Source organism: Paenibacillus cookii, assembly GCF_018333375.1.
Lineage (GTDB): Bacteria > Bacillota > Bacilli > Paenibacillales > Paenibacillaceae > Paenibacillus_AQ > Paenibacillus_AQ cookii.
This window is the reverse complement of the sequence record NZ_BORW01000010.1, coordinates 62,141-74,602: the sequence shown is the minus strand read 5'-3', so window position 1 is coordinate 74,602 and position 12,462 is coordinate 62,141. Positions and strand designations below refer to the sequence as shown.

Sequence of the window (12,462 nt, the reverse complement as noted above, 5' to 3'; positions counted from 1 at the left end):
CCACGTTTACTTCGAACCGCGCTCCGCGCTTGCTTTCATTCGGAGCCTTGCAACCAAATCCAGAATCGGCCGTTTCGTCTTCCCGACAAGTCCGATAACTTCGGCGCCGATTTGCATGAAGAACATCATCACGCAGATGACGACGAAGGTGACCCAATTCGCTTCATACATCGCGGCGGAAGACTGAATGACAGCCAGGACGCCGAAAAAGGCGGCGATGCCGTATACGATGAGGACAGACTGGCGGTGGCTGAAGCCAATTTCCCGCAAGCAGTGATGCAGGTGACCCTTGTCCGGGGCGAAAATCGGTTTCTTCTGGATCCAGCGGCGCACGATGGCGAAAAACGTATCCGACAGCGGCACGCCGATAATGATCAGCGGTGTAATAAACGAAACGATCGCGATCTGCTTAAATCCGAGCATGGACAACATCGCCAGGCAGAAGCCGAGGAACAGCGAACCCGTATCGCCCATGAAAATTTGTGCCGGATGGAAGTTGAAGAACAGGAATCCGATGATCGCGCCAAGCAGCAGCAGGCAGAGCAGCGCAACGGTCAGGTTGCCCATGAGCAGGGACATGACCAGAATCGTTCCGATCGCGATGCCCGATACTCCGGCAGCCAACCCGTCCAGACCGTCGATCAGGTTGATGGCGTTCGTGACGCCGACGATCCAGAAAATCGTGAGCGGGATGGCAATCCAGCTTTCGAGCGACGAGTAGGAATCGTTAAAAGGTATATTCACAAAATCGACCGTGATGCCAAAGCCGAAAACGACGATGCATGCGGCAATGATTTGTCCAAGCAGTTTCACTTTGGCCGACAGCTCAAACCGGTCGTCCAAGGCGCCGGTCAGGACGATCAGCGATCCCCCAAGCAAAAAGGCCTTAATAAAATTCGCATCCCGAGCGGAAAACTGATCTGCGACAAATGGAAGGACGGCAAACATGGACAGCATAAATGCCAAAAATATCGCCAATCCGCCAAGCCGGGGCATGATTTTCGTGTGCACTTTTCGGGCGTTCGGAACATCGACGGCGCCGATCTTTATCGCAAGTTTTTTCACCAGCGGCGTTAACAGCAGTGCCAAAGCCAATGACACGATACATCCGATGATGGCTATCATTAACATGTGTACGTTCAACCCCCATTTTCTTTACCGGATTGAATTATACTCTCATCAAAAAAATAAAACCAATCCTGTTTTTCAGCAAAAAATCGGGTTTTTGCAGTTCATAAGCGTCTTTTATCTGGGTTTCGTCACGTTTTCTTTATCCCGCATCACTTTAAGGGCGAATTTCGGCAGCGCAAGCATTCTTGCGGCCCGCGTCGGCTCTCTCAGCAGCCGGTAGAACCATTCAAGACGCAGTTTTTGGAACAGCTTCGGCGCGCGTTTGGACTTGCCCGAGATGACGTCGAAGCTTCCGCCGACGCCCATCATAAGCGGAACGCCAAGCTGTTCCTTATAACGGGCAATCCATGGTTCCTGCGTATCCGCCCCCCGCGCGACGAACAAAATATCCGGCGCAGCCTTGCGAATCTCCGCGATGACCTCCGCATCCTGTTCCGCCTTGAAATAACCGTCGCGGTAGCCCGCGATTTCGACGCCCGGATATTGCAGATGTAACCGCTCCGCGGCGGCCTGAATCACTTCCGGCGTCGAGCCGAGCAAGTATACCTTCCAATGGTAGTCTTCTCCGACTCTCATCAGTTCATGTAAAAGGTCAAACCCGGCCACGCGTTCCTGGACGGGCATTCCCGTTTTGGCGGCCGCCCACACGACGCCGGTACCGTCCGGCACGAGCAGTTCGGCGTTTTTCATCACCTGCATGTAATCCGGCTCTTCCAGAGCTTTCATCACCATGATCGGGTTGGCCGTAATTACCTGTATAGGCTTGCGCTCTTCCGACTGCAACTTATGGGTTAAATACTTAACGGTGTCCTCCATCCCCCATCTGCATATCTGCAAACCGTAGATGGGAACCGTAGGCATCTGTTCGAATTGGTTCACGGTCAAATCCCCTTATCCTTTACTGCTCAAAAACTCAATGATGTGCCGCGCAGGCTCCTGCGCCTCCCGCTTCAGCTTGTCGATGCGGAGTTTGGCTTCTTCCTTCCACCGATCCGCGCCGGCCAACAGCCTGGAGATTTCCGACGCAAGCGCCGCGGGGGAAAGCGAACTGCTCGTTCCGACAGGCTCAACGTCGAGCCTTTTCAGGAAATGGTCGATCTTCGGGTCGTACGAAATGCCGATCAGCGGCACCTGCCGGTTAGCGGCGTAAATCAAACTGTGAAGCCGCATCCCGATGACCAGGTCGCAGCGCCCCACTTCGGCTAGCATATGGCGCGGATGAACCGCCTCCCGGCATACCGACACTTTGCTTCCGGCGGAAACCAAATCCCCCATCTGCTGGATGATGTCCTGCGACGCCTTTTCGTCGCCCGGAAAATGAAACGGCAGAAAGCGCAGGTGGGCGGGCTGCTTTTGGCAAAATGCCCGAAGCCCTTCGGCAATCGCCCGCAGCTCCCGGCGCTCCGCATCCCAATAACGGACGGAAATGCCGATGACGGGCAGCTGCGGATCTTCATCCGAGGCAAGCGAAGCCAAGCCTTCCGTTTCAGGCGTTAGCCCCATCACGGGGTCGGGAACCACTTGAATCCGGTCCCGCTCCAGCCCCATGCTTTGCAGCAGCTCCGCGGATTGCTCGTCGCGAACGGAAATGTATTCGCATTTTTTGAACGTTCCTTTAATCAGCGGATAAAACAGCTTGCGGTTCACGGGGCCGATCCCTTGGGAGTAAATGAACACCGGCTTGTTCAGCCATTGGGCCAGCTTGATGATCCCCAGGTAGTACGGAATGGTCTTGGTTCCGGTGGCGTCCTGCAAAAGGCTTCCGCCCCCGCTGATCAAACCGCTGCTGTTCTTCAGAGCGTTTCTCACTTCGCCCAACTTCATCCGGTGAACCGCCCGTACGCCGTAGGTCGACGACGTCCATGCCGGATCGATCGAAAGCACGACGGGGGTGATTTTGACCCCCGCTTGCTTCCCCTGTTCTTCCAGCGCCGTCAGAATGGACTGCAGCACGGCCTCGTCTCCGCTGTTTTTAAAGCCGTAATACCCCGAAATGACTACTGTTGTTTCAGGCGAGGTGACCATTTTTTCCAACATCCTTCCGCGATTTGCCATACCACGATAGCGATCAGTCCGAGGATAAATCCGATTCCCAGACCCAGGAGGTCGCGGGCAAGCGAAATTTTCATCGGCGAATGAATATGGGCAAAAGTGTCCACCATCGACAATTGGCCGATGACGGCGAAAATCATGATGTAAACGGCATTCCGGTATCTAATCGACAGGAAGATGCCAAGCAGGAAGAGCGGATGCATGGCGATTTCCTTGTTGCGCGGACGCACATGGAACGTATTTTCCAGGAACGTGCGCATCACCATCTCGATCGAACTGACTTTGCCCGCATTGCCTGTCCGGCTCAAATAATACATGCCGGCGCCGGCGATCACGACGCCCACGACGACCCACAGCAGCGTAATCGGCGTTCTGAACAGCTTGCCGATCTGCCGGAACGGTTTGCCGCCGCGGTACAAAATGACGAACACGGCGATAAGCAGAATCGGAGCGGCATGCAGCAGGCTGACGCCGCGGAACTGGTTCAGCACGAGGCTGTACGTAATATTGTTGAGCAGCGCGATCACGAACGGGATCGCCGCCATGGAAATAATGGCCGTTTTGATGTACAACACGATGGCATGCGTCACGCGCCGTCCCGTTGCCAGTTCCGAATCCGCGCCGTTAAGGGCATTGAGTTTGCGTACCGCAAGAATCATCGCCACCGTCGGGCCGCTGATGGCCACGAGCAAAGCAAGCGCTTGTTCAAACAACGTAGGCTTCAGCACATACAGTCCCGCGCTGCCGATCAAACCGAGCACAAAGGCCGGCAAAGTAAGCAGCGGCAGGAAATAAGAAATCATGAGCGCCACAAAAGCGACTCCGCCAAGCACGACGACCATTTTCAAATAATGCTGCAAGGAAGAATCGGTAATATGGAAGGCTTCTGCGCGTCCCATATGGAATCCGTTTTTCTCCATTTGTTCGATGGCGTTGCCAGGCTCTTTCAAACTTTTGATGATGTTGTCGATCGAATCGGTCACCATCGCTTTGGATGCGCTCCGGCTTGGCGCCGTATTGATGTAAAGCATCCGGATATTCCGGTCTTTGGTCGCCAAGGCAAAACGGTCGGCGATCGTGTCTTCGTCCAGGAGCGCGTCTTTTTCGCTCAGAGAATACAGCCGGACGACATTATAATGGATGTTATACGCCAGCGTGGACATGCCCGCCTGCGGTTTTTTCGTGTTTTCGATGGCCGCAATGCCGATGCCGTGCTGGTTCAGCAGGTTGGCGAAGCTTTGCAGGCTGTTTTTGTCTTCGTTATCGTTAAACCCTCTGACCGAGTCTCCCTCAAACAAAATCCGTTTGACGTCATTGGCTTCATAATAAGCAAGCAGCTTCTCCATCGCCTCTTGGTCGTAAGGAAGGCTGTCGGACATGCGCGGCACGATATGGAATCCTTTGCTGCGCAGCATTTCGAACGCGATCGGATCCGGCTGCATCGGTTTGAGCGCGGCGTCCTCCGGCGACGTTTCGATGATCAAACCTTTCTGGTTATGGAACTCCCAAGGTTTCACGTTGATGTCCAGGCTCTTGAACGTGTCTTCGATGACAGGCGTTAACCGGCCTGCATTCTCTTCATTGGTAAACAGAATGTACGTGAAGTTTTCATCGGTCGGCACGACGCTTTGCGTCATTTGCGCAATGTCATGGGCGTTATAGACCATCAGCCGCCGCGATTTTTTGAAATCGTCCAGCGTGCTTTCAAACATGGCCATGCTTGTGATGCCGGCCGCTTTTAATTTATCCAGCTGCTCCTGCAAAAATTGCTCGGGATGGGCATGGTAAGAAGCCACCTCGGCCAAGCCGCGGTAGTTGAATACCAACTCCACATTGCTCGCTGATGATTCCGTTTGGTATCGGTCGTACGCGACCGGCAATGCGGCGACGATGCCCAGTACGACCAGGATCCACAGCCATTTGCGCGATGCCGTGCTAAAGTGCTGCCATTTTTGATGCACCAAAAGTACCTCCTCGTTTATAACACTCCGCAAAGCCGCAGCAGCAGTGGCCGGGGCTTTGCGGACTATCCTTGTCTTGTCGTGTTAGGCGTCCACCCTCGACATCACTTCGGCCGCGAGCTTGTTGATCCGCTCCTCGGCATCCTGCAGCGACGTACCGCGAACGGCAAAATACACCTTAATCTTCGGTTCCGTGCCGGATGGGCGCAGGCAGAACCATGAACCGTCATCGAGCATATATTTCAGCACGTTTTCGCGCGGCAACCCGTCCAGCCCTTTGGAATAGTCCAGCACTTCCTTCACGGAAGCCCCCGCAATGGTCTGCGGCGGATGATTGCGCCAATCCGTCATTTTCGCCTGGATCTGGGCCAACCCGTCCTTGCCCTTCAGCGTGCGGGATTCCAGCTTCTCGCGGAAGTATCCGAACTGTTCGTACAGCTCCTGGAGCACGGTGTAGAGCGTTTTGCCCTGGGCCTTATAGTAAGCGCCCGCTTCGCAGATCAGGAGCGACGCAAGCACCGCATCCTTGTCCCGTGCATAGTTTCCGGCAAGGTATCCATAGCTTTCCTCATAGCCGAACAAATACGTATGCGAGCCGGATTGTTCGAACTCCGTCATTTTTTCGCCGATATATTTGAAGCCGGTCAGCGTATTGAAGACTTGCGCCCCGTAATGCCGGGCGATCGTCGCGCCCATTTCGCTCGTCACGATCGTTTTGATGACCGCGCCGTTATCCGGCAGTTTTCCTTTTTCCTTCAGCTGGCTCAGCAAATAGTGAATCATGATGGCTCCGGATTGGTTTCCGGAAAGGACTTCATATTCGCCCTTGTCATTCAGCACGACGGCTCCCATGCGGTCGCAATCGGGATCGGTGCCGATCAGGATATCGGCCTGCAGCTCTTTGCCGAGTTTCATCGCCAGCGTAAACGCTTCGCGTTCCTCCGGATTCGGCGATTTGACGGTCGAAAATTCCGCATCCGGCTGCTCTTGCTCGGTTACGACATGCACGTTGGTAAAGCCAACCTTTTTGAGCACGTTCCGCACCGGGATGTTGCCCGTGCCGTGCAGCGGCGTAAAAACGATGTTAAAATCCTTGCCCAGCTTCGAGGCAATCAGGTCCCGATTGACGCTTGCCGCCGCGACCGTATCCTCGAATGCTTCGTCTTCGGCTTCCCCGAGCCATACAAGCAGCCCTTTCGCTTCCGCTTCGGAACGATCGAGCCGTTTGACCGCCGCAAAAGAATCGACTTCCTGAATATAAGCGATCACTTTTTCCGCCTGGTCCGGAACCAGCTGGCCGCCTTCGGCATTATACACCTTATAGCCGTTATATTCCGGCGGGTTATGGCTGGCCGTCACCACGATGCCTCCGGTCGCGTTCAAATGGCGTACGCTGAACGAAAGCTGAGGCGTCGGGCGAAGCGACGGAAAGAGTTTGGCGGTGATGCCGTTGCCGGCAAGCACCAGTGCCGCTTCAAGCGCGAATTCCGGAGAAAAATGGCGGGAATCATGGGCGATCACGACCGATGGCGTGCCTTCCGCCTGGCCGTGCTGCTCAAGAATGTAGCGCGCAAAACCTTGCGTGGCCCTGCCCACGGTATAACGGTTCATCCGGTTGCTTCCCGCGCCGATCACGCCGCGGAGGCCGCCGGTTCCGAATTCGAGATCCTTATAAAAACGGTCTTCCAGCTCCTGCGGCTGCTCGCGCAGCTGTTGCAGCTCCTGTTTGGTCTCTTCGTCGACCGAAGGATCGGATAACCAGCGCCGTACGTTTTCTTCTGCCGTTAAGCTGAGTTGCGTCATATCGTTTCCCCTTTCACCGTCTTTTTAATATTGGTTTCGTCTAACCTTTGGTTGGATCGGACAAAGCAAACATGATTTCGCCTTCGGCAACCACCTTGTCGTCAACCTTCGCGACCGCATGGCCTTTGCCGATGCTCCCTTTCAATCGGGTGATTTCCACTTCCAAACGGAGCGTATCGCCCGGAACGACTTGTCCTCTGAAACGGAATCCGTCAAGGCCGGCCAAAAAACCGATTTTGCCCTTATTGCTTTCTTCCTGCAAAATCGCCGCAGCCCCTACTTGGGCGAGCGCTTCGGTAATAAGAACGCCCGGCATCACCGGATATTCCGGAAAATGGCCAATAAAAAACGGCTCGTTGATCGTCACGTTTTTAATGCCGACCGCACGTTTGCCGACCTCCATTTCCACGATCCGATCCACCAGCAAAAACGGGGGACGGTGAGGGATAATCTCCTGGATTTCTTTAACGTTAAGCACGGGTATCAATTCTCCTTCCAAAAGTGGGTTGAGCCGATGGGCGCCGCTACCGCCTGCGCCTAAACGGCGTTTCTAACCTCTATCATTGCATAAAAACATAAATATACGGAAAAAACTATACGTATCCTTCACCAACTGCAGAAGTGAAGGTTCAGATAAGGGGCTTTCTCCATCAAGCCGCAGTCGATTGGCGCGGCCCGGAGAGGGCCCTTTTGGGTGTTCTCAAGTCCCCCATCATTATACATTTTCCGAGCAAAAAAAGAAAACTCCCACGGACGAACGAAGGAGTTTTCTGTCACTCTGTTGCAATGTTTCGCCCTTTAAGGAGCAAAAACCAAATCGATGACATGCTGCCATGTCTCCCACTTAAACACGTCGGACAAGCTTTGCTTGCCGATGACGACGTATCCGACAATCAACCCGCCGACCAGCGCAAGCAGCAGAAACAGCGGAATCATCCAGCGTATGACAATTCTCCAGCGTGCCGTTTTTTTCCTGGCAGGCTTCGTCCCGTCATCCGGTTTCCCGTCCTGCTTGCCTTCGGCATCGTTTGTATGCCGCACCCTAGCCAAACGATCGGTTGGCTTATTCGTATCGCTCATAGCCGCTTCCACCTAACCCCGCATATTATTGGCCAGGCTCATCATCGTATCGCTGGAAGCAATGGCCCGGGCCGCCAACTGATACGCGCGCTGCATTTGCATCATATCGGTAATTTGGCCCATGTAATCCACGTTGGATTGTTCGAGATATCCGGAACGGATTGAAGTATCCTTCGGCAGGCCTCCTGCTGCCGGTACTTCAAACACCTGATTCTCGGTTAATCTCGCCGGAACGACAAACAGGTTGCCGTCCATTTGCTGAAGCTCATCTTCGCGCAGCGGCTTCAGCACTTTAAGCGTGCCTGCCGTCGTGATGGCGCCGCCCCGATCGACGAGAACTTTGCCTTGAGGGTCAATGGCCACTTTCGCCTTATCGGACACCCGGATATGCTGGTTTTTCTCGTTTAACACGAAATAGCCTTGGTTATTGACCAGCACCATCGACCCCGGAACGCCCGGATCCGGAACGAAATGGAAAGCGCCTTCCCGCGTGTACGCCCGTCTGCCGCCTGCTTCGACCGCAAACATGCCTTCCCCTTCGATCGCCAGGTCCATCGGCTGGTTCGTCTGCTCCAGCGGTCCTTGCGACAGATCACGGAAAACGTCGCCCGTACGGACGCCGAAGCCGGTCGTATATCCCAGCGGCGAAAATCTTCCCTGCTGCTTGAAGTCCTTCGGCTGCTGCATCACGGAAGTCAGCGTATCCTCGAACGTGGTATCCTTTTGTTTGTATCCCACCGTATCCAGGTTCGCGATATTGTCGGCAATGACATCCAGTTTGCGTTGAATCCCGTTCATCGACACCATCGCGCTGATCATGGAGTTGTTCATGTTAGACCTCCCTTAACCCTCATATCCGCTTTATACCCTGCCAACCTCGTTGACGGCTTTTTCCAAGCTTTTATCGTAAAACTGAATCACTTTCTGATTGGCCTCGTACGCGCGCAGCGCCGTATTCATATCGACCATGACCTCGGACGCGTTGACGTTCGAGCTTTCGATATAGTGCTGGCGTACCTCCACGCGGTCGGTTCCGCCGACGGGACGGACGCCGGCCTCTTGCGGATCGTCGATCCGGAATACGCCGTTTCCTTCGCGGACCATCTGATAAGGTTGTCCCACGACCGCCACGCCCAGCCGCGCCCCACGCGCTCCGGTGGCCGGATTCAGGACGTATCCCTGCTCGTCCACTTTAAAACGGTCTGCGGGGCCTGTCAATACGATCGGCCGATTATTGCTATCCAATACCTGGTATCCTTCCTGGGTCAGCAGGCTGCCGTCAAGGGCGACTTTAAAGCTGCCGTCCTTCGTATACCGCAGTTCTCCGTTTTGATCCTGCACCGTAAAGAAAGCTTCAGGCTTGTAAAAGACTTCGCCGTCCGCGTTCACGTATTTGCCGGAGCCGTCAAACCGGATCGGTTGCCCGGTGGCCGGATCGGTCATCTCCATATCGGACACGAGCGCAAAATCGGTCGGTTTGCTGCTTTCCCGAATGACGCCCTGCTGATATAGCGACAACGCCTCTTCCGCAAAAACCCCCGTGTTCAGCTTGCCGATCCTGGTTGCCGGGACATCGCTTGCACCGCCGACCATCGACAGCAGCATTTCCGGAAACGAACGCGCTACGCTGTTTACCTGTTTGTAGCCCGGGGTATTGATGTTCGCTAAATTTTGAACCGCCGTATCATGCCGGCTTTCCTGGGTCAGCATGCCGGCGGCTGCCGTGTACAATCCTCTAATCATTGAGCGGGAGCCCCCTTTTCCTGGTGGTGCATATCCGTAAACGGGCCTGACGGCCCGCGATCCTATACTTTTTTATCGGACGCTCAGACCGTTTTCTTAACCACCTTGTCCAAATTGTCCAGCATGATGCCCGTCCCTTTGACGACGCAATGCATCGGGTCTTCGGCAATCAATACCGGAACGCGGAGTTCTTCGGAGAGAAGCTCGTCCAGTCCGTTCAGCAGCGCTCCCCCGCCTGTCAATATGACGCCGCGGTCGATAATGTCCGCCGACAATTCGGGCGGTGTCCGTTCCAAAACCGACTTGGCTGCAGCGACGATGGAGGAAACGGGCTCCCACAGCGCCTCCTGAACCTCGTCCGACGAAATGGTGACCGTGAGCGGAAGTCCCGAAACCATGTCGCGCCCTCGAATATCCATTTCATCCTTGCGTCCCCCCGGACGCACCGTGCCGATCTTGATTTTGATATCCTCGGAAGTACGTTCGCCGATCAACAGTTTATATTTGTTTTTGATATATTTTACGATGGACTCGTCAAACTTGTCCCCCGCCATTTTAATAGAAGATGCCGTTACGATGTCGCCCATGGAAAGCACGGCCACATCCGTCGTGCCGCCGCCGATGTCGACGACCATATTGCCGCTCGGTTCGAAGATGTCCATGCCGGCTCCGATCGCCGCGGCCTTCGGTTCCTCTTCCAAAAAGACGTCCCTGGCCCCGCTGCGCTCGGCCGCCTCGCGGATGGCCTTCTGTTCGACCGACGTGATGTTGGTCGGCGCGCAAATCAGGATGCGGGGGCGGCTGCTCCAGCCGCGTGCACCCACACGTCCGATAAAATATTTCAGCATCGCCTCGGTGATGGCAAAATCCGCAATGACCCCGTCGCGAAGCGGACGGATGGCCACGATGTTGCCCGGCGTGCGTCCCACCATCCGGCGGGCGTCCTCGCCGACGGCAAGCACCTTTTTCGTATCGCTTTCAATCGTCACTACGGAAGGTTCGTCAAGGATAACCCCCTTCCCTTTGACATGGATCAGAACGTTAGCCGTACCTAAATCAATTCCAATATCCTTGCTAAACATCATGAAAAGAGCCCCCAAAGTCATATTTTATGGTAAAAGAGTCCCTGAGCCTTAAGAAGTCCCTTTTCGACAAGATGCGGCAGGAATTATGTATATAGGGAAGCAGGGATCACATTTTTCGACCTCATACCATCTTTTAACATATCATACTTCAGGGGACGGATTCAATGGTTTAAGGCGCTTTTGGACCAGCCAATCGTTACGATTTGGCCGACGCCACGGCTTCGCGTTTTTTCGTCTTTTTGTATTTGATTTTTGTCGCTTCCCCTCCCCGTAGATGACGGATCGACTTATGGTATTCGAGTATGTGTTTGACCTGGTCAGCCAGATCAGGATTGATTTCCGGCAGCCGCTCGGTCAAGTCCTTATGCACAGTGCTTTTTGATACGCCAAATTCCTTGGCTATAGTCCGGACCGTGTGCTTCGTTTCCACGATACAACGTCCAATCTTAATAGTCCGTTCCTTGATGTAATCGTGCACGTTCCCGCCTCCCTACTGTGGATAGTTTGGTACATTATATGAGGGGCGTGCCTATATATTCGCGCTTTGGAGGGCTGACAAGCTCCTTTAGGCCTATTTATTTTTCGCTGCATGCAAAAAACCTAAGGAAAACGGGACCTTGGCTTCGGAGCCGACCGAGCGCTTTGACGGGCTCCGGAAAAGGATGCATCGTCCCGGTTCCCAATAAAGGCTGCGCCGTATGAAGGACCGGCATGAAACGCGAAGCAAAGGAATGGACGAAAAAAAAAGACAGGGGATTTCCCTGCCTTTCCTCGTGCTTTAATTATTTTTTGGGAAGAAGCTCTTCCGGATTGACCGGCGCTCCTTTTTCATGCACTTCGAAGTGCAGGTGGTTGCCCAGGTCTTTTTCGAGTTCGCTGCGGCCGGCCGTACCGATCGTATCGCCCTGCTTCACCGTGTCGCCTTCTTTGACTTTGGCGTCGGAAAGGGATTGATACACCGTTTTGACGTCGTTGTCATGCGTAATTTCGATGACCGTGCCGGTGAGCGGCGGATTCAGCTCCACGCGGGTGACTTTGCCCCCGAGCGCTGCTTTGACTTCAAAAGCTTTGTCGTCCTCGCGTCCGAGATCGACGCCGACGTTCGGCATAAACGTGTCATTGTACTGCACCATGGCTGCCTGATTGTTTTCCGGCGTGCCATCTTCCTCAAAAAACGGCTTCACGACTTTGATTTCCTTGGCATCGGCCACCGGCCATGCCATGTCTTCGACGGTTGCGGTCACTTCAACGGCTTTGTCTTGTTTGGCGTCCTTGCCGGTTTCGCCGGCAGCAGGCGCGTTTGCGGTTTCCGACACTTTAGCAGGGTCTTGCGGAAGGTTCTTCATGCTGGCATCCTGGTAGACCCAAACTAAGGTTAGTATAATTGCTGCTGCGGCCACGTAAGCTGCCGGGTATACCCACCGTTTGGACAACAGCTTTTTCCATGCAGACGGCTGGTTTACCAGCTCTCCCTGTGATTTTTTAGGAGTTTCTCCATGGTTTTGACTACTTTTGTTTTGTTCATTCATATGGTTATCACCTCAGTAATCATTGTTACCGGGGTCAAACCTTTTATACGTATCTCTTATATTATTTTTGAAAAAAAT

General features: G+C 54.2%; 12 protein-coding genes. All 12 read right to left on the bottom strand.

The genetic code is table 11. The annotated features are described in order from the left end of the window. Positions 1-6: 6 nt before the first annotated feature. The 12 genes from KI367_RS11820 to KI367_RS11765 all read right to left on the bottom strand — a co-directional run bounded on the left by KI367_RS11820 (position 7) and on the right by KI367_RS11765 (position 12,384). The gene (locus tag KI367_RS11820) at positions 7-1,131 is read right to left on the bottom strand and encodes an MraY family glycosyltransferase (RefSeq protein WP_212949813.1); all 1,125 of its coding nucleotides are present in this window, start codon (positions 1,129-1,131) and stop codon (positions 7-9) included. Between the two features lie 114 nt (positions 1,132-1,245). Next, complete coding sequence (locus KI367_RS11815; RefSeq protein WP_373316228.1) at positions 1,246-1,992, bottom strand: WecB/TagA/CpsF family glycosyltransferase; 747 nt, start codon at positions 1,990-1,992, stop codon at positions 1,246-1,248. Positions 1,993-2,022: 30 nt separating this feature from the next. Next, positions 2,023-3,156: a polysaccharide pyruvyl transferase CsaB gene (csaB, locus tag KI367_RS11810; protein ID WP_212949810.1), complete on the bottom strand. Its 1,134-nt coding sequence runs from the start codon at positions 3,154-3,156 to the stop codon at positions 2,023-2,025. Further along, a complete protein-coding gene (locus KI367_RS11805; RefSeq protein ID WP_212949809.1) occupies positions 3,129-5,144 on the bottom strand; it encodes a DUF5693 family protein in 2,016 nt (671 codons plus the stop codon). Before KI367_RS11805 ends, csaB begins: the two co-directional genes overlap by 28 nt. Positions 5,145-5,228: 84 nt before the next feature. After that, positions 5,229-6,947 (bottom strand): phospho-sugar mutase, encoded by a 1,719-nt coding sequence (locus KI367_RS11800; protein ID WP_212949807.1) that lies wholly within the window; start codon positions 6,945-6,947, stop codon positions 5,229-5,231. A 40-nt stretch (positions 6,948-6,987) separates the two neighbouring features. Then, positions 6,988-7,425: a 3-hydroxyacyl-ACP dehydratase FabZ gene (gene fabZ / locus KI367_RS11795; protein ID WP_036715052.1), complete on the bottom strand. Its 438-nt coding sequence runs from the start codon at positions 7,423-7,425 to the stop codon at positions 6,988-6,990. 320 nt (positions 7,426-7,745) lie between these two features. After that, positions 7,746-8,027: a DNA-directed RNA polymerase subunit beta gene (locus tag KI367_RS27505; RefSeq protein ID WP_212949806.1), complete on the bottom strand. Its 282-nt coding sequence runs from the start codon at positions 8,025-8,027 to the stop codon at positions 7,746-7,748. A 12-nt stretch (positions 8,028-8,039) separates the two neighbouring features. Then, entirely contained in the window at positions 8,040-8,858 is an 819-nt protein-coding gene (locus KI367_RS11785; protein WP_036715049.1) for a flagellar hook-basal body protein, read from the bottom strand. 30 nt (positions 8,859-8,888) lie between these two features. Next, the gene (locus KI367_RS11780; RefSeq protein WP_212949804.1) at positions 8,889-9,770 is read right to left on the bottom strand and encodes a flagellar hook-basal body protein; all 882 of its coding nucleotides are present in this window, start codon (positions 9,768-9,770) and stop codon (positions 8,889-8,891) included. 83 nt (positions 9,771-9,853) lie between these two features. Next, the gene (locus KI367_RS11775; protein WP_036715062.1) at positions 9,854-10,852 is read right to left on the bottom strand and encodes a rod shape-determining protein; all 999 of its coding nucleotides are present in this window, start codon (positions 10,850-10,852) and stop codon (positions 9,854-9,856) included. Positions 10,853-11,051: 199 nt separating this feature from the next. Further along, positions 11,052-11,333 (bottom strand): sporulation transcriptional regulator SpoIIID, encoded by a 282-nt coding sequence (gene spoIIID / locus KI367_RS11770; protein ID WP_036715046.1) that lies wholly within the window; start codon positions 11,331-11,333, stop codon positions 11,052-11,054. A gap of 304 nt (positions 11,334-11,637) precedes the next feature. After that, entirely contained in the window at positions 11,638-12,384 is a 747-nt protein-coding gene (locus KI367_RS11765; protein ID WP_036715044.1) for a M23 family metallopeptidase, read from the bottom strand. Positions 12,385-12,462 lie beyond the last annotated feature (78 nt).